The sequence below is a fragment of the Qipengyuania rhodophyticola genome, from assembly GCF_042493225.1.
Lineage (GTDB): Bacteria > Pseudomonadota > Alphaproteobacteria > Sphingomonadales > Sphingomonadaceae > Erythrobacter.
Window position 1 is genome coordinate 642,164 of the sequence record NZ_CP170454.1, and the last position, 16,732, is coordinate 658,895.

At 58.0% G+C, this 16,732-nt stretch carries 16 protein-coding genes; 3 read left to right on the forward strand and 13 right to left on the reverse strand.

Annotated elements, in window-relative coordinates:
• Positions 1–141 precede the first annotated feature (141 nt).
• The gene (locus tag ACFCXQ_RS02975) at positions 142–2,349 is read right to left on the reverse strand and encodes a GumC family protein (RefSeq protein WP_379552937.1); all 2,208 of its coding nucleotides are present in this window, start codon (positions 2,347–2,349) and stop codon (positions 142–144) included.
• A 16-nt stretch (positions 2,350–2,365) separates the two neighbouring features.
• Positions 2,366–3,076, reverse strand: a complete 711-nt coding sequence (locus tag ACFCXQ_RS02980) for a polysaccharide biosynthesis/export family protein (RefSeq protein ID WP_379552939.1) — start codon at positions 3,074–3,076, stop codon at positions 2,366–2,368.
• 445 nt (positions 3,077–3,521) lie between these two features.
• On the opposite strand from ACFCXQ_RS02980, the gene ACFCXQ_RS02985 reads away from it, so the two are divergent.
• Positions 3,522–4,523, forward strand: coding sequence for an SDR family NAD(P)-dependent oxidoreductase (locus ACFCXQ_RS02985; protein ID WP_379552941.1), 1,002 nt, complete (start codon positions 3,522–3,524; stop codon positions 4,521–4,523).
• A gap of 7 nt (positions 4,524–4,530) precedes the next feature.
• Here the strand turns inward: ACFCXQ_RS02985 and wecB are convergent, their stop codons facing one another.
• The 10 genes from wecB to ACFCXQ_RS03035 all read right to left on the reverse strand — a co-directional run bounded on the left by wecB (position 4,531) and on the right by ACFCXQ_RS03035 (position 13,080).
• A complete protein-coding gene (gene wecB / locus ACFCXQ_RS02990; protein ID WP_379552942.1) occupies positions 4,531–5,655 on the reverse strand; it encodes a non-hydrolyzing UDP-N-acetylglucosamine 2-epimerase in 1,125 nt (374 codons plus the stop codon).
• A gap of 46 nt (positions 5,656–5,701) precedes the next feature.
• Entirely contained in the window at positions 5,702–6,319 is a 618-nt protein-coding gene (locus tag ACFCXQ_RS02995; protein ID WP_379552944.1) for a hypothetical protein, read from the reverse strand.
• A gap of 125 nt (positions 6,320–6,444) precedes the next feature.
• Positions 6,445–6,981 carry a demethoxyubiquinone hydroxylase family protein gene (locus ACFCXQ_RS03000; RefSeq protein WP_379552946.1) on the reverse strand — a complete coding sequence of 179 codons (537 nt, stop codon included), beginning with the start codon at positions 6,979–6,981 and terminating at the stop codon, positions 6,445–6,447.
• Positions 6,968–7,453 (reverse strand): disulfide bond formation protein B, encoded by a 486-nt coding sequence (locus ACFCXQ_RS03005; RefSeq protein ID WP_379552948.1) that lies wholly within the window; start codon positions 7,451–7,453, stop codon positions 6,968–6,970. Before ACFCXQ_RS03005 ends, ACFCXQ_RS03000 begins: the two co-directional genes overlap by 14 nt.
• A 38-nt stretch (positions 7,454–7,491) precedes the next feature.
• Complete coding sequence (locus ACFCXQ_RS03010) at positions 7,492–8,826, reverse strand: S41 family peptidase (protein ID WP_379552950.1); 1,335 nt, start codon at positions 8,824–8,826, stop codon at positions 7,492–7,494.
• 129 nt (positions 8,827–8,955) lie between these two features.
• Positions 8,956–10,158 carry a murein hydrolase activator EnvC family protein gene (locus ACFCXQ_RS03015; RefSeq protein WP_379552952.1) on the reverse strand — a complete coding sequence of 401 codons (1,203 nt, stop codon included), beginning with the start codon at positions 10,156–10,158 and terminating at the stop codon, positions 8,956–8,958.
• 75 nt (positions 10,159–10,233) lie between these two features.
• Positions 10,234–10,656 carry a 23S rRNA (pseudouridine(1915)-N(3))-methyltransferase RlmH gene (locus ACFCXQ_RS03020; protein ID WP_379552954.1) on the reverse strand — a complete coding sequence of 141 codons (423 nt, stop codon included), beginning with the start codon at positions 10,654–10,656 and terminating at the stop codon, positions 10,234–10,236.
• The gene (gene rsfS / locus ACFCXQ_RS03025; RefSeq protein WP_379554520.1) at positions 10,653–11,078 is read right to left on the reverse strand and encodes a ribosome silencing factor; all 426 of its coding nucleotides are present in this window, start codon (positions 11,076–11,078) and stop codon (positions 10,653–10,655) included. The genes ACFCXQ_RS03020 and rsfS overlap by 4 nt, the downstream gene beginning before the upstream one ends.
• A gap of 63 nt (positions 11,079–11,141) precedes the next feature.
• Entirely contained in the window at positions 11,142–11,795 is a 654-nt protein-coding gene (locus tag ACFCXQ_RS03030) for a nicotinate-nucleotide adenylyltransferase (RefSeq protein WP_379552956.1), read from the reverse strand.
• Between the two features lie 13 nt (positions 11,796–11,808).
• Positions 11,809–13,080, reverse strand: a complete 1,272-nt coding sequence (locus tag ACFCXQ_RS03035; RefSeq protein WP_379552958.1) for a glutamate-5-semialdehyde dehydrogenase — start codon at positions 13,078–13,080, stop codon at positions 11,809–11,811.
• A 264-nt stretch (positions 13,081–13,344) separates the two neighbouring features.
• Here ACFCXQ_RS03035 and ACFCXQ_RS03040 point away from each other — a divergent pair, with 264 nt between their 5' ends.
• Positions 13,345–14,511 (forward strand): M23 family metallopeptidase, encoded by a 1,167-nt coding sequence (locus ACFCXQ_RS03040; protein ID WP_379552960.1) that lies wholly within the window; start codon positions 13,345–13,347, stop codon positions 14,509–14,511.
• Between the two features lie 7 nt (positions 14,512–14,518).
• Positions 14,519–14,926 carry a bactofilin family protein gene (locus ACFCXQ_RS03045; protein WP_379552962.1) on the forward strand — a complete coding sequence of 136 codons (408 nt, stop codon included), beginning with the start codon at positions 14,519–14,521 and terminating at the stop codon, positions 14,924–14,926.
• A gap of 59 nt (positions 14,927–14,985) precedes the next feature.
• Here ACFCXQ_RS03045 and ACFCXQ_RS03050 read toward each other — a convergent pair whose 3' ends face one another.
• Positions 14,986–16,659, reverse strand: a complete 1,674-nt coding sequence (locus ACFCXQ_RS03050) for a long-chain-fatty-acid--CoA ligase (RefSeq protein WP_379552964.1) — start codon at positions 16,657–16,659, stop codon at positions 14,986–14,988.
• Between the last annotated feature and the right edge of the window lie 73 nt (positions 16,660–16,732).

The window sequence follows — 16,732 nt, forward strand, 5'->3', positions numbered from 1 at the left end:
CCACCCTTGCCAAGGATCCCGCTACACTCATCGCCCCAAGAAATAGGCATATTGCAGCGAGGGCCAATCGGGACCTTTTCATTTTGCCCAGCGCTTGCTGACTAGCCAGTAAACGCTCAGACTTTGAAGCGCCCCCGCCACTTAGACCTCCAAAGTTCGGCTCTTGCCGCCATAGTCATATCCGTAGTCATAACCTGAACCATATGAGCCGGCGGTCTTTTCGACGTTGAGTTTCGTCAGAATCCCGCCAAGCACCCGGATGTTCGCGCCGCTCAATCGACCAAGGGCCGTGCGTACCTGACTAGAGCGGATCCCTTGTGCCTCCACAGCATAGACAACTCCCTCTACCGCGGCCCCAATAAGTGGCGCATCAGCTAATCCGATGACTGGCGGACTGTCGATGACCACGTGGTCATAGCTTTCGAGCAGCGATGCAATGACGTCAGACAGGCGTGACCCAGTCAGCAACTCAGCGGCGTTGGGTGGGGTTGGGCCAGCGGGCAAAATATCGAGATCAGTCTCAGTCATTCTAACGATTGCGCTCGACATATTGTCGTCACCAGCCAACAAATTACTTAGTCCGCGTTCATTGGCTTGGCCTGCCATCTCATGAACGGAAGGTGAGCGCATATCTGCATCAACCAGAATGACCTTACGGCCGCTGCGCTTCAAAATGACAGCCAACGCAAAAGCAGTGGTCGATTTACCTTCTGCTGGGCGCGTTGAGGTCACAGCCATAGTTTTTGGCACGCCGTTTTCTGTCGAAAAGCTCAAGCTGGTTTGGGCGGCAAGATAAGCATCGACCAGATCGGATTTGCGATCCAGCAACGCCTCAATCGTCGCACCAGACTCCACCACCGGAACAGAGCCAAGCAATGGCAGTCCAAGCCGGCGCTCCAATTCTTCCGGATCGCCAATTGATTCGTCCAATTGTTCCATCGCAAAGGCTGCGCCAGCGCCCAGCATCAGCCCACCGAGCAGCGATGCCAGCAAATTAATGATAAGCCTTGGGCTAGACGGCTCCAAAGGCACATCTGCACCATCGACAATAGACACATTGTTGACTCCAGCCCCGCCCGCAACGCCAATTTCCTCAAAGCGTTGAAGCAATCCGTCGTAAAAAGCCTGATTTGTGTCTACCTCCTGCCGATATATATTATACTGGATGGCCCGGCGGCGCTGGTCGAGAAATTCGCCTTTCAGTTTCACGACCTCCGCGTCAAGCAGCTGTTCGCGCTCACGCGCCTGCAAAAATTCTGCCCTTACCGCATCTGTTACTCGCTGCTCCTCGCGGCGTATTGAAAGGTCAAGATCATCAATTTGCGTCTTCAGCGCCACGGCAGAGGGGTATGCTGGCTCAAAACGCACAAGGAGCTGCTCATACTCAGCGGCCAGTTCGGCCCTTTTCTGGCGCAGGTTGTTAATTGCCGTATTGCTTAAGGCCTGGGCAGAGCTTCCATTCGCACCACTTTTGCTAAAGCGCGCCTCGGCCGCAATGCGATCAGCCTTGGCACGGGCCAGAGCCACATTAAAAGTTGCGAGACTATCCACCACCACAGAGCGTTCATCGCCACCTTCTACTGCGGAAGGCAAATTGATGATCTGTGCTTGGGAAGCATAAGCCACCAATTGGCGCTGGGAGGCGTCAAGGCGCTCTTTGTATTCGGAAAGCTGCTCTTGAAGCACATCGCGGCCATACGAACTGGCCTCAATTTTGCGTTCTAGATTGTTGGCAATGAAGTTCTCGGCCCATGCGTTGGCGACTTCTGCGCTAAAATCTGCATCCGGGCTGACAAACCGGATATCCACCAGGCGCGACAAGCGAGTCGGGTCGACCCCCAGATTCTCAAGTAGAATTTCCCCCGCGACTCTCTGCCGATCTTTGCGGCCACCTGCCGAAAAACGCCCGTTACCCATATCAAATGTGGGGCTCTCTTCGTCAATCGCACCGAACATTTCGAAAAAGGCTGGGTCATCTACCAACTCAAGCTCAACCGCCACGCGTTCGGCAAGAGACCTAGAACGAAGTAAGCCATATTGGGTTTCGTAAAATTCCTGGTCCGCAGCACTGGCATCTCTCTCAACACCCTGAAAATTAGTCACGCGATCGGCAACGCGGGCGATCTCGATGGTAGCCTCGGCAGTATATTTAGGGGTCATCAAAAAGGTGACTAGAATGCCTAGGAACAATGAGGCCAGCGTGATGCCCGCTATCACCCATCGCCTTCGCATGATGATTAGCAAATACTGCCTCAAGCCCAAACCTAATCCCGGAGGTGTTTGAGAGACATCAATCAAAGAGGGCGCAGCATGACCGCCGCTGTCTGGAATATTGGATATCCTGTTCATGAGACGCTATCCTGCCTCATCGCACCAAAGCCACAAGGGGCGAGGCAAGCAAGGGAGACAGTCCGATGAGATCGCGGAAAGCCTGACGTTGAGGGCTGTTGCCCACAACGATGAGGTCAGATGGATAGATCTGCGGGTCGGCATAAGTGCCGCGGCGAATGGCGGTCAAATTGTAGACACCAGCCATCCGCTGACCCTCGACGGTGCGCAAAACCACAACGTCGTCGAGCTTTGCAAACTCAGTCAGGCCACGCGCAGAAGCCACCGCACGCATTAGCGTCATTTGGTTCGTTACTGGATAAAGGCCAGGCTGAACCACCTGACCATCAACGGTCACGACTTGACTCACCGAATTCTTAATATTCACCGTGACATTGGGGTCGCGCACATAACCGTCAGCAAGCAGGTTTTCGATATCACTGGAAAGTTCAGCCGCTGTCTTGCCGTTCGCATCAATGGTCCCAATGAGCGGCAAGGCAATCCGACCGCTGGTGTCGACCTGCATCTCTCCGCTTAATTCCGGGACACCAAAAATTTCGACCGCAATCGAATCGAGAGGCCCGATAAGAGACACCCTGTCGCCGGCAGTTAGATCGGCGCGCATTGGAGCTGGAAGGCCTGACAGGTGGTTTACAACAGTAAGATCAGCAGTCGAACGCAAAGGTGGCGCGCTAGAGCAGGCCGATAAGGCCAGAACAGAAAGCAGGAGAAGTGGCAAATTACGCATGATGGGAGCTTTGTCTATGAATCTCGGCCCTGATAACGAGCGCCAACTTGATCGTAAAGATCAGTTGCGATGTTTGGACCCAAAATCCAAGGTAAACGAAGAGCCCGCTTAGTCGGCGGGCTACGAAGCTTTTTGATCAAAGGCGGACATGAGGAAATTATATTGTCAGCACTTTCGCGCGTATCCCACGAAGATACCCGTTTAGCTTTGGACTTAGGGTCGTTCTGGCTGGTGGCGGGTCAAAAACAGAATGGCGGAACGGGTTGCCCCTCGCATTCATTAACAGCGCGAAGGCGACGTGGGGTCGCTGCATGCTCCACTCGAAGTGAGAATATAGAGGTTGAAAGAGCAGATACCACGAAGCCGATAAGGCAAGCGGGGAAACTTGTGCGATGAAGAGAGTGTTCTGAGTGACGGAGCTGGTTGAGCGCTATAAGGAATGCCAATGCCGCATATTCTAATCACCGGAGCTGCAGGTTTTATCGGGGCGGCTGTTGCGCAAGCGCTGTGCAAGCGCGGCGTCAGTGTCGTCGGGATCGACAATCTCAACGCCTATTACGATCCAGCGCTAAAAACTGCCCGGCTCGCGGAGACGAAGGCGGTTGCAGCGGGGCGCTTTCAATTCTCTGAGGTCGATTTTGCTGACTTTGACGCTTTGTCGGCTGCTCTCTCGGGCGTCAATTTCGATCGTATCATCCATCTCGGTGCACAAGCGGGCGTGCGCTACAGCCTCGAAAACCCGCACGCCTATGTCCAATCCAATCTGGTTGGCCATGTGAACATGCTCGAGCTGGCCCGTGCGCGCGGTGTGGAACATCTTGTCTACGCCAGCTCCAGCTCGGTTTACGGGGCCAATGACAAGATCCCCTTTGCGGTTGAAGACCGCGTCGATCACCCACGCTCACTTTATGCCGCGACCAAAAAGGCTGATGAGTTGATGAGCGAGACATACTCTCACCTCTACCGGATACCGCAGACGGGCCTGCGTTTTTTTACAGTCTATGGACCTTGGGGCCGGCCCGATATGATGCCGTGGATTTTCACCAATAAAATCCTGCGCGGCGAACCCATCCCCGTTTTCAATCATGGCAAGATGAGCCGCGATTTCACGTATATTGATGACATTGTTGCAGGCGTCATTGCCTGTCTGGACGACCCGCCAGCAGACGATGGCGCGGTGAAAGCTGGCGGCAGTCTGTCGCCCCATGCGCTCTATAACATCGGCAATAATCGCCCCGCACAATTACTCGATATCATCCGCATTATTGAGGATGCTTGCGGCACCAAGGCTGAGCTTAATATGATGGATATGCAGCCCGGCGATGTACCACGCACCTTTGCCGATATTGATGCGATTGCACGCGATCATGGCTATGCCCCCACGACGCCCGCGGAAGTGGGTTTCCCGCGCTTTGTGAAGTGGTTCCGCGGCTATACCGGGCTGTGATAGCCGCTCAGCCCGCTAGCAATTCCACAATCCGCCCCGCCGCTTTGCCATCGCCGAATGGGTTATGCGCGCGGGCCATCGCTGCATAGGCTTGGGGATCGTCAAGCAGACGCTCTGTTTCGCGCACAATCACATTCGCATCTGTTCCCACCAGCTTGGCCGTGCCCGCATCGACGCCTTCGGGGCGCTCCGTCGTTTCGCGCATCACCAGCACTGGCCTGCCCAGCGCAGGCGCCTCTTCCTGAACGCCGCCGCTATCGGTCAGCATGATGTCAGAAAGCCCGATCAAGCGCGCAAAATGCGGGTAATCCAGCGGTTCAATAAGCGCGACATTATCGAGCCCTGCGAGCGCCGCATTCATCACCTCGCGCACATTCGGGTTGAGGTGAACAGGGAAAATGATGGCGACATCATCACGGCTCGCAAGGCGTTTTACCGCCTCCGCGATTCCCTCCATCCCCTCACCAAAATTTTCCCGCCGGTGACTGGTCATGCCAATGATCCGTTTGCCGGCGAAACGCACCTCACACTCGGCAAGGCCGCTTGCCAAGCCGGGTTCTGCGGTCAGGCGGCGCGTCACCCATTGCAAGGCATCAATCACTGTATTGCCGGTGACTTGGACAATCGCAGGGTCAATATTTTCAGCTTTCAGTGCGGCAGCAGCAGTTGCGGTCGGCGCGCAGTGGAGCGCTGCAAATGTGCCAACAGCGCGGCGATTTACCTCCTCGGGCCAAGGATGATAAATATCGCCGCTGCGCAGGCCAGCCTCAACATGGCAAACCGGAATTTTGCGGTAATAGGCCGCAATCGCGCCCGCCATCACGGTGGTGGTGTCGCCTTGAACCACAACCCAGTCAGGTCGTTCCTCGTCCAGAACCTTCCCAATTTCAACGAGCGCCCGCGCGGTTAGCGTATCCAATGTCTGGCCCGGCATCATCAGGTTGAGGTCGTGATCGGGCACGATGCCGGTCAGGTCCAAAACCTGATCAAGCATTTCGCGATGCTGGGCTGAAACGCAGACCCGCGAGACGAACCTGTCATCGGCTTCAAGCGCGTGGATCAAGGGGAATAGCTTGATCGCTTCCGGCCTAGTCCCGAACACGGTGAGGATTTTTTTGGGCGGATGGCTCATTCACCCGACGCGTAGCGCACCTTGGCTCAGATTTCAGCCCGTTATCTTAGCTGTTGGGGCCGTCACTTGACTCGGGCTCAACATCAAGCCGCGGCAATTCGCTCGCGGTCTCCTCGCCCGGCGTCGGGGCGGCGCGCTCCCGCTCAAGCCGCTCGAGATATTCGCGCTCAATTTGCTCAACACGGCCTTGCTCGGCAGCAGCATCTTCATCGATCGTCGACAAACGCTCTTCCCGCGCAGCCTGAATCAGTTGGCTGAAACGAACCTGCTCGCCATTGCGTTTGTCGGCAAAGGCCGCATCCACCAGCTGCTGCGTACAGCCGGTAAAGCCGCCAGCGCCTACTGGTGAACAGGACAAAGCGCCAAAATTGCCAACCAATTCAAGCTTTTCAACACGCTGCGTCCAGCTATCATTGGCGGGATTATCGCTAAAACGCAGGTTTGACGGAATCCGATAGCGGTCACCATCGGGCAAGCGTGCGACCACGCAAATCGCGTCTTCAGGGCATGGCGGCGCTGCATCATCGCCGTAAACAAAGGCAGTTTGCACATTGTCAGGAATGGCGTCCGCCTCTGGCTGCAAATCAGCATCCTGCGCCAACGCAGCGCTCGACAAAAGCATGGTTCCAGCAAGGCTGAGGGCAGTGAAATTGCGAACGGTCATTATAGTCCTCGTGATTTCGCTCTAATGGGCAGCCTTAGCATAAGCCGCCACGAAGCAATATGGTCATCTCAAAGCAGTGTGGCCGTGAACAGTCGCTGAAGCAGGCAGGCGGCTGTTTTTCCGACCTAAACGCGCTCAGCCATTTTGATCGCTGCCCGGCAACCCAGACGGATCAGCCCGGACAAAACCGGATAGGCAGGCGCGCGTTCGGCGCCGGCAGCCAGTGCCGTTTCCCGGTGCGCGCGCTCATCCTCGCGAAATTCCTCAATCATCCCGGCAAGTTCGGGGTCCTGATTGGTCTCGCTAAGCTGATCGAGCTGCTCTGAATAATGTCGGTCAATCTCCTCCTCGACCGCCGCTGTGCAGGCCATCGCGGCCTCAGGACCAATCAATGCCGTGCCCGCGCCCAGCGCATAGCCCGCGGCTGACCAAAAGGGCTGCAAGACGGTTGGGCGCACGCCGCGCTTGGCCATCAGCGCATCGAATTTGGCCCGGTGGACCTCCTCCTGCTCGGCCATATGTGCAATTTCGCCAGAATCCGGCCCGCGATCACCCATCACTGCAAGCTGGCCTGCGTAAATCCGCGTTGCGCCAAATTCGCCCGCCTGATCAACCCGGATCATGCGGTGAATATCGTCCCTTGAGAGCTTAGTTTGCGTCATTGCGAGCGTCCTTTGTGAGCAGCGCCATTATGCCTACACCACTTAAGGTGGAGATCAGGAAATTCCAGCCCGCGAGCGAGATCCCAAACAAATCCCATGGCGCCTCATCACAGCGAACCATGGGCGCATCCATCACCGCATCAAGCGCGCTGCCGCCAACCGGAACAGCGGTGACCGCGCAGCCGGTGATGCCTTCCCACCAATCATACTCAACGCCAGCGTGGAAGCCGCCGATCAGCCCCGAGGCCAGAATAGCGAGCCCAGCCAAAGCTACCCAGACACGCTTGGGTGCTACCCAGAAAGAGAGCAGCGCGAGGGGGACTGCGGCGAAATGAGGCCAGCGCTGCCACCAGCACATTTCGCATGGGAACAGGCCAAAGCCATATTCGCTAAGGTATGCCCCGCCGAGCAGACCCAGCGGGATAGCCAGCGCAAGACGCTGAGCCAGAATGCCAGAGGGCGTTTGCAACAAGCCCCGCCTCCTATTCGCTTACACTCTAAGAATCGCGCCTAATTGCGCGCAACCGAGTTAGGCGAAGTACGCTGCAAAGTCTCTAGCGCATAATGCAGTTGGAAATCTTCAATGCCTTGCGCTTCGAGCTCCTCAGCTGTCAGTTTGAAGCGCGGATCATCAAGCTTATCGCGCTCAAGCGCGCTATCTTCAATGCCAACTTCATTGATTAGATGGCCGCGCAAATCCGATTCGCGCATGATGAACTTCGCTCGCTTGGCAAGATCAGGGTCCGAGATTTGCGGCACCGTAATATCAGGTTTGATCCCGCCTTCCTGCACCGAATGACCCGAAGGCGTGTAATAGCGCGCCGTGGTTAGCTTAAGCGCAGCATCACGCCCCAGCGGCAGCAGCGATTGCACGCTGCCTTTGCCAAAGCTGCGGTCACCCATGATCACCGCCCGGCGATGGTCCTGAAGGGCGCCCGCCACAATTTCTGAAGCTGACGCAGAACCTGCGTCAATCAGGACTATGATTGGCAAGCCTTCGGCAATATCGCCGCGGAATACGCTTTCGGCATCATAGGTGATGGTTTCGCCACGTCCGCGCCCTCGCTGAGACACGATTTGCCCGTCATCGAGGAAGAGATCGGACAAGGCCACCGCCTCATCCAGCGAACCACCTGGGTTAGATCGTAGATCGAGGACCAAGCCGTTCAAGCGGCCAGAGGCCTCGCCCTTAAGCGCCTCCCACGAGGCGAAGACATCGCTGCCGACATCGCGTGAGAATTCGTTGATCATGATATGCCCGATATTGCCGGGCTTCAAATCGTGCGTCACGGGCTCGAGTTCGATCACGCCGCGCGTTACGCTCACATCAAATGGCTCGTCGCGGCCGGGGCGGAAGACTGTCAGGTCGATCGAGGTTCCTGCGGGCCCGCGCATCCGGGCAACCGCATCATCAAGATCGCCGCCTACGATCAGATCACCATCCAAATGGGTTATGAAGTCGCCTGCTTTGATGCCTGCTTTGTCTGCCGGGCTGCCACGGAACGGCGAGACAATTTTCACTGCGCCATCATCCATCACAACCGAAAGGCCTAGCCCGGAATAATTGCCATCGATCAATGTTTCGAGACGCTGCAAATCCGACCCATCAAGATAGGCGGAATGCGGATCAAGCGAGGCCAGCATGCCATCAATCGCGCCGCGAATAAGCGCCTCATCCTCGACCGGCTCAACATAGCTTGCTTTGATTCGCTGATAGGTCGCAAAAAGCTTGGAAAACTCCGTCCCTGCGCGGCCATCAACCTGCGCCGTCAATGCGGTTGTCGACGGGATCAAGGCAACCGCCATAACGAGGGCCGTGCTGCGAGCGAGTGTGTGGAATTTCATATCAGTTTTCCAATATCGGCAATTTCACAATGTTATCTGCTTCTTTCGATGAACGCCAGATGAGGTTCGGTGAGGCGTTGTTACCGCCAAATCGCACCTACAACGCGCGGGCTTCCACCATCAAGCAAGCTAACCCGCAATCAACTCCAGCGGGTTAACAGGCTCACCATCGCGCCTCAATTCAAGTGAGACAAGCGGTACATCGCCCCCGGACCTGCCCCCAGCATTCCCAAGCGGCGACCCCGCGATTACCCGCGTGCCAACCTCAACCGTAAGGCTGCCAAGGCCGGTAATCAGACTAGACCAGCCATCATCATGCTCAACGATAACGATTTGACCAAAGCCGCGAAACGGACCCGCGAAGGCGACTCGCCCTGCTCCGGGCGCGACCACTTGTGCTTGCGGCCTCGCGGCAAGTTCCAGCCCCGCGCCGCGTGCGCCGCTACGGCCAGCTTCGCCAAAACCTGCCGAAATCCGCCCGTCGACTGGCAATATATAAGGGTTTGGTGATGTAGCGGGCGCCGGCGTGGAGGCGGTTCGCGTGGAGGCGAGCGAAGTTCGCGCAGCAGTCGGATCGGCAGGGCGCATCACCGGCCCGGGCAATGCCGCCAATTGGGCGCGTAGGCCTCCGGCGCGCTCAAGCTGTCCGACCAAGCCATTCAAATCGCGTGCTTCCTCGGCCAAGGCAAGCGCCCGCATGGCTTCGCGATTAGCCGCACCAGACGCCTCGCGTGAGGCAAGCTGCTGCTGGCGAGCCGAAGCCTCCAAAACATCGCGCTGCTGAGTAAGCGCAAGCTCGCTTTCGCGCCGCTGGACCACCAGATCGCTCGCTTCTCTTTCAAGCGCGCTAAACCGATCAAGATCACCGCGTAATGACTCGGTTTGCGCGCGCACTTGCGGGACCACGCTGTCGAGCACTGCGCCCAGATAAACCGTCTCACGCAGGGAGCCTCGCCGCAGCAAGCTCAAAGCAACTGGCCGGCGAACTAGAGTTTGGAGCGCGCCCGTCAGACGTACAATCGGCTCACGCCTCTCAGCGAGCTCCCGCGCAAGCATCTGGCTTTGGCCCTGCACCAGCGAAAGCTCCGCCTCGGCGACGCCGACCGCGGCCTCCGCCTGCTGAACTTTTGCAGCTAAAGCCGCTGCTTCTGCGCGGGCTTGCTCCGAGGCGCTCAGCGCATCGCGCGATTGTTGTTCAAAAGATGCGACGCGGCTGCGCGCTCGGTTTGCGCGGTCTCTTGCGGCATCCAGTGCCTTGCGGGCATCTTGCACCTCGGGGGTTGATGCTGAAGAATCCTCCTCTTGCGCCTGCACCAGTGATTTCGCCGTCATGGCGCCACAAGCAACCATGCAGAGCGCAGCAATAAGGAGGGGTCGGCGGGTCATCTTAGGCAGTGTTGTGCCGGATTATCCGCTGCGATGATAGGGGTGTCCGGCAAGGATTGTGGTGGCCCGGTACAATTGCTCAGCCAGCATAGCGCGGGCCAGCAAATGCGGCCAGGTTGCGGTGCCAAAGGCGAGCAGCAAATCGGCCTCGGCGCGCTCTTTATCGGAATGGCCATCCGCCGCGCCGACGACAAAGCGCGCCTCGCGCATGCCATTGTCGCGCCATTTCTCGAGGTGTCCCGCCAGCTCTCTGGACGAGAGAGACTTGCCTTTTTCGTCCAGCAATACGGTTGCAAAGGGTGTTTGCGCCTCGGGGATCTTGCCGCCAGTCTCGGGCAGCTCGGTAAGTTGGAGCGGCCAGGCAATACGGTTTGCATAGCGACCAACCAGCTCGCCTTCGGGCGAGCGGCCGATCTTACCGCGCGCGATAATATGGAGCTTCACACACTGCCAGCAGCAACGGTTGTCGGCGCATCGCCAAACGCCCACATCCGCTCAAGATTATAGAAAGTGCGCACCTCGGGGCGGAACACATGAACCACCACATCGCCCGCATCGAGCAGGACCCAATCCGCCGCGGGAAGCCCTTCCAGCCGCACTGGGCCGTAACCTGCCTGCTTCACTTTTTCCGCGAGCTTTTGCGCAATCGCAGCCACTTGCCGCGTCGAGCGACCCGATGCGATCACCATATGATCAGCAATCGAACTTTTACCCTCCAGATCAATCGTCACAATTTCTTGCGCCTGATCATCATCAAGATGCTGGAGAACGAGATCAATCAGCGATTGCGAGCCATCCTTAGTCAACGGCAAAACCTTTCTGGTCGCAGCGCCCGAATTGTCGGGAGCCGCATGCGTATGCGCCATATTCATGGTCGAGCTTTCTACTTCGGTAATATGTTGGGAAAATGAACAAAGGCCAAAAGCGCATCACGACGCCGGGGCCTTCTCTTCAATTGGTATCGACCGATGCGTTACCGGGTCTCGCAGCGTGATATCGCTGTAGCGCGAGGCCCAGTCAGGATCACCGCGGCGAATAGCCGTGGCGGACCTTTCATCTGGATCGAACCGCAAAGTCACCAGTGTCGGTGCACTCCATTCGCCCCCATCAGAAAATCTGGCAGCAGACACGCGATTGCGCCTGAGCCAAGCCATTGCGGGGCTTGCAACAGCATCGCTATCATAGCCCGGGCGAGCAATAACCGCAATCGGCATTGTCCGGGCGATAGTGCGCCAATCCTTCCACCGGTGGAATTGCGCCAAATTGTCCGAACCCATAAGCCAAACGAAACGGTTCTTGGGGTAGCGACGGGTGACGGCTCGAAGCGTATCAACGGTGTAGCGCGTACCTAGCTGGCTCTCGATAGCAGTGGCGCGAATCGGCGCGCGGCGCGACCATGCTTTGGCCGAGGCGAGCCGGGCCGCGAGCGGTGCCATGCCCGCTTTGAGCTTAAGCGGATTTCCCGGCGAAACCAGCCACCAGACCTCGTCCAGCCCGAGCGCCTCCAGCGCGAATAGAGACACACGCCGGTGCCCGCCATGCGCAGGATTAAAACTGCCGCCCAGTAAGCCAATCCGCTTCATGGGGTGACACCCATCAAGGGCGGGTCTGTCCTTTACCGCGCACCTGCCATTTATAAGTGGTCAGCCCCTCCAGCGCGACTGGCCCGCGTGCATGCAAGCGCCCGGTGGCAATACCTATCTCTGCGCCAAGCCCAAATTCGCCGCCATCGGCAAATTGGCTGGAGGCATTGTGCATCACAATCGCGCTATCGACTTCGGCGAGAAACCGCTCCGCAGCAGCAGCAGCATCAGTCACAATCGCATCGGTATGATTGGAGGAATGGCGGGCAATATGGGCGAGTGCTTCGGCGAGATCATCGACTATCGCAACCGAGAGCGCGGGCGTGAGATATTCGGTGTCCCAATCCTCGGCGCTTGCGGTTGCGATTCGCGTGTCGAGCGCCTGTGCAGCCTCGTCACCGCGCAGCTCAGCGCCCGCATCCAGCAAAGCCTCAATCACTGCGTCAGCTTCGGCAAAATCACGGTCGATCAATAGCGTTTCCATCGCTCCGCAAATGCCGGTCCGCCGCATCTTGGCATTGACCGCAATCGCACATGCCATGGCTGGATTAGCAGCAGCATGGATATAGGTGTGACAAAGGCCATCAAGGTGCGCGAGAACGGGGACGCGAGCATCGCGCTGAACACGCTCCACTAGGCTGCGCCCGCCGCGCGGAATAATCATATCAATCAGGCCCGCTGCGCCGAGCATTGCGCCAACCGCCGCGCGGTCTTGGGTCGGGATCAATTGCACTGCCTCAGCAGGCAGACCTCCTGCCACCAGACCTGAGGCAAATGCCGCGTGTATCGCGCGGTTTGAATGCACCGCCTCGCTGCCCCCACGCAGCAAAGCTGCATTGCCGCTGCGCACGCACAGCGCCGCCGCATCCGCGGTCACATTGGGGCGGCTTTCATAAATGATACCAAGCAGGCCAATCGGCACGCGTACGCGCGATAGCTTCAGGCCGTTTTCAGGCTGGCTCTGGTCGATGATTTGGCCAACCGGATCAGGCAAACCTGCCACCGCATCCACCGCTTTGGCGATTCCCTCAAGCCGCTCGGCATCCAGCCGCAGCCGGTCAAGCATTGCATCCGATAATCCAGCTTGCTTACCCGCCTCAAGATCGCGTGCATTTGCTGCCAGAATCGCCGACTCATCGTCACGCAAAGCCCGCGCGGAAAGCCGCAGCGCATCTGCCTTCTCAGCATCGCTTGCTCTTGCCAAAGCGCGCTGCGCTACGCGGCCCGCTCGAGCAAGCTCGGTTACGCACACTTGCGGATCGATTGGGGCAGTTTGGGTGGCCATAGTGCGGCACCGTCTAGCAGCCTCGTGATCCGCTGTCAGGGGCCGAATCGCTGCAGAAAACCTCAGTCATGGTAAATATGAATTTAATCTCTGCGGGGTAGCGATTCGGCCTCATTTGGGGATTCCTAAACGCTTCATCCCGCGAGTCTTTCGGTTCACCCGTGGGTTAACGATTCCGATTCGATTCCCCCCGACAATTCATTTAGCTCCGACGAACTGGGTCGAAACAAAAAATATGTCGCAAAATACGGCTTGGGGGTCGCATTGTCTGAAGAAATTACCAAGCGCAGTATGATCGCGCGCATCAGGGACTGGTTCCCCGAGCGCGAGTTCTTCATGCGCTCCCAAGGTCAGGTGCGTTTCGTGACAATCTCGTCGCGTTTGCAAATGACTGCAGCCGGAATTGCCGCAGCAGCATTGCTCGCATGGGGCGGCTCTGTTGGCGCGATGAGCTGGATGCAATATCAAGCCTCTTCGGATCGCGCTTCATTGATTGATCGCGAAGCCAAGGTGAGCAGCTCGGAAGAGCGCTTGGCCGCTTACCGCGACAATATTGATCAGGTCGCTGAAGACCTTCAGCGGCGCCAGACCATCATTGAAGATATGACGCAGTCGCTGCCGAGCGATGTTCTCTCGAGCGGCAAAGTCAGCGATTCAAGCGGTGAAGCTCAGGCGACCGTGGACAAAGTCAGCATGGTCGTGCCCGGCGCGAAGGCGCTGGCGGAAATCGAAGCGCGGCAGCTCGCCTTTGTTGAGCGGGTCACACACTTCGCCGATTGGCGAGCCAAGAAAGCTGAAACGGCTTTGCGCAATCTTGGCTTTGATCCCTCCAATGTACTGGCCAATGCAGAGCGTAAAGCAATGGGCGGCCCCCTGCTCACGCTCGCAACGTCAAGTGACGGCAGCATTGACCCGCGCTTTGAGCGCTTGGGTATGAGCCTTGCGCGGATGAGCGCATTGGAACAAGTTCTCGACGGAGTCCCGCAAGTAGTCCCTGCGAGCCAGGCCAGCATGTCGTCTGGCTTCGGCTATCGCCGCGATCCTTTCAACGGGCGCGGCGCGATGCATAACGGCCTCGATTTCAAGGGCCCAATCGGCAGCCCAATACGCGCCGCATCCAAGGGCAAAGTCAGCTTCGTCGGTTGGAAATCAGGCTATGGCAAGACGGTCGAAATCGACCACGGCAATGGCCTAATGACCCGCTATGCGCACATGTCACGCTTCGACACCCAAGTGGGTGAGAGCGTTGCCGCAGGCGAAACAATTGGGGGCATTGGCAGTACGGGCCGCTCAACCGGGCCGCATTTGCACTTCGAAGTGCGCATCAACAATCGCGCCGTGAACCCACGCAAATTCCTGGAGATCGCACCCGATGTTCTCAAAGAAATCCGCCGAACCCCAGAACTCGCTGCCAACCAAGTCGGAAAGTAAGAGCTCCATGCGTAACAATGGCAATTCGACCTTCTCGGTGCTCGGCGCTGATTTGAATATCAAAGGCGATATCGAAGCATCTGCTGACCTGCATGTCGATGGCGCAGTTGAAGGCGACATCGCCTGTTCCTCGCTGGTGCAAGGCGACAGCAGCGAAATCAAGGGCGCCATTACTGCAGAGACAGCGCGGCTGGCCGGGCGCGTCACAGGATCAATCACTGCACGCGAGCTGGTGATTCTCAAGAACGCCCGGATCGAAGGCGATGTCTATTACGACGCGCTAACCATTGAGCAGGGCGCTCAGGTCGAAGGCCGGTTCGCGCACCGCGATGCCAATAAGGCTGCGGCGGTGAAGCAACCGAGCAGCGATAAGAGCGGTGGATCAGATCAACCAACGCTCGCAGTCGCCGGCTGAACTTCCTCAGCAGCTAGTGACATTTAGACCTAGCTAGCGGGCAGTACTTCTGCGCGTTTCTAATCTGCGGGCAATACTTCTGCCCGGAGCGCCTTGCGGTCCAATTTGCCAATCAGCGTTTTGGGCAGTTCACTGCGCACGACCACTTCATCGACCCGCTCATGCTTGCCGACATGGCTGTTAAGCCATGCAGCCAACGTCTCGCCATCTTCAGACGCGCCCTCATTAAGGGTCACATAGGCACGCGGCATCTCGCCGAGATAATCATGCGGTACGCCTATCACCAACGCCTCTTTCACCGCTTCATTTTCCAGCAAGACATCCTCGACCTGGCTCGGGAAGACTTTGAAGCCGCCCACGGCGATCATATCCTTTATCCGGTCCACGATGGCGACAAACCCGCCCTCATCAACCGTGCCGACATCGCCAGTGCGCAGCCATTGCTTGCCGTCATGCTCCACGAAGATATCCGCTGCGACTTCGGGCCGGTTCCAATAGCCGCCCATGATTTGCGGCCCATGCAGAACGATCTCACCCGGCGCACCCTCGGGCGATTTGATCGAGGGATCTTCCTTATCAAGCAGCAGCACCTCAGTGCCCGCAACCGGCTGACCAATGGTGCCGGGCTTGCGTGTGCCCGCATAGGGATTGACCGAGACTACGCCCGAGCTCTCCGTGAGGCCGTAACCCTCAACAAGTCGCACGCCCGTTGTGCCCTCAAACTTGTCGCGCAAGGGCGCAGGCAAAGGCGCGCCGCCCGAGATGCAAACCTTGAGCGATGACATGTCGGTCTTGGCAAGGTCGGGGTGATCAAGCAGTGCCTGAAACATGGTGGGCACCCCGGGCATGCCGGTGGTCTTGTACTTCTGCATTGTCGCGAGAACCTCGCCAGCGTCAAAGCGCGGGACCATCGCAATCGAACCGCCGCTCGCCACCGCGTGATTGAGCAGCGCGGTGTTGGCAAACACATGAAACATCGGCAGCGCGCCCATGAACACTTCTTTGTCAGCATCGCCAAACGGGTTGATCGCAGCAACCTGCTGAGCATTCACCGACAGGTTCGCATGGCTGAGCATGGCGCCCTTAGGCCGCCCGGTGGTGCCACCAGTATATTGTAGCAGAGCGAGATCCTGCGGCGTGATCTCAGCGTCTTTAGGGGCGGTGTTTCCGTCCATCATATCGGACCAGCGCAGCACATCCCGCCCGTAAGCAACCTTGGCGATCTTGCTGCGCGCGAACAGCTTCATCGCGAAGCCTTTGAGCGCGGGCAGCATCGTTGCAAGCTCACCGACTACTAGCTTTTCGAGGCTCGATGCCTTCACAACATCGCGCGCCGTGCCGTACAATTCCGGCACATCGAGCGTAACGAGCATGCGCGTGCCCGAATCTTCGACTTGCCATGACAGCTCCTCTACCGTGTAGAGCGGTGAGAAATTGACCACCACGGCGCCGGCCATCATCGCGCCATAATAGGCAGAAATGTAAATCGGCGCGTTGGGGAGGAACAGGCCGACACGGTCGCCCTTGGCGATGCCCGCAGCTTGCAGCCCTGCGGCAAAACGCTGCGCCTGATCATAAAGCTCGCCATAGCTATAGCTGCGGCCCATGAAGTGGACCAGCGGCGCGCCGGGATTGCGGGCAGTGGTTTGCGCCAGCATCTCAGGCAGAACCATGGGTTCAAACTCAGTGCCCCATGGCGCGGGGTGGTGATAGGCGACCTTACTTACATCCATGTCAGCTTGGATGGCGTTTTCGCAGTGATCACGCAAGGCGAAACTACGCCAAGTGCGTTATCAGACCTGTAAA

What these genes read in the sequence shown, in the direction of transcription:
- ACFCXQ_RS02975 (WP_379552937.1), bottom strand. Translation starts at nt 2,349, where the DNA reads ATGAACAGGATATCCAATATTCCAGACAGCGGCGGTCATGCTGCGCCC.
- ACFCXQ_RS02980 (WP_379552939.1), bottom strand. Translation starts at nt 3,076, where the DNA reads ATGCGTAATTTGCCACTTCTCCTGCTTTCTGTTCTGGCCTTATCGGCC.
- ACFCXQ_RS02985 (WP_379552941.1), top strand. Translation starts at nt 3,522, where the DNA reads ATGCCGCATATTCTAATCACCGGAGCTGCAGGTTTTATCGGGGCGGCT.
- wecB (WP_379552942.1), bottom strand. Translation starts at nt 5,655, where the DNA reads ATGAGCCATCCGCCCAAAAAAATCCTCACCGTGTTCGGGACTAGGCCG.
- ACFCXQ_RS02995 (WP_379552944.1), bottom strand. Translation starts at nt 6,319, where the DNA reads ATGACCGTTCGCAATTTCACTGCCCTCAGCCTTGCTGGAACCATGCTT.
- ACFCXQ_RS03000 (WP_379552946.1), bottom strand. Translation starts at nt 6,981, where the DNA reads ATGACGCAAACTAAGCTCTCAAGGGACGATATTCACCGCATGATCCGG.
- ACFCXQ_RS03010 (WP_379552950.1), bottom strand. Translation starts at nt 8,826, where the DNA reads ATGAAATTCCACACACTCGCTCGCAGCACGGCCCTCGTTATGGCGGTT.
- ACFCXQ_RS03015 (WP_379552952.1), bottom strand. Translation starts at nt 10,158, where the DNA reads ATGACGGCGAAATCACTGGTGCAGGCGCAAGAGGAGGATTCTTCAGCA.
- rsfS (WP_379554520.1), bottom strand. Translation starts at nt 11,078, where the DNA reads ATGGCGCATACGCATGCGGCTCCCGACAATTCGGGCGCTGCGACCAGA.
- ACFCXQ_RS03030 (WP_379552956.1), bottom strand. Translation starts at nt 11,795, where the DNA reads ATGAAGCGGATTGGCTTACTGGGCGGCAGTTTTAATCCTGCGCATGGC.
- ACFCXQ_RS03035 (WP_379552958.1), bottom strand. Translation starts at nt 13,080, where the DNA reads ATGGCCACCCAAACTGCCCCAATCGATCCGCAAGTGTGCGTAACCGAG.
- ACFCXQ_RS03045 (WP_379552962.1), top strand. Translation starts at nt 14,519, where the DNA reads ATGCGTAACAATGGCAATTCGACCTTCTCGGTGCTCGGCGCTGATTTG.
- ACFCXQ_RS03050 (WP_379552964.1), bottom strand. Translation starts at nt 16,659, where the DNA reads ATGGATGTAAGTAAGGTCGCCTATCACCACCCCGCGCCATGGGGCACT.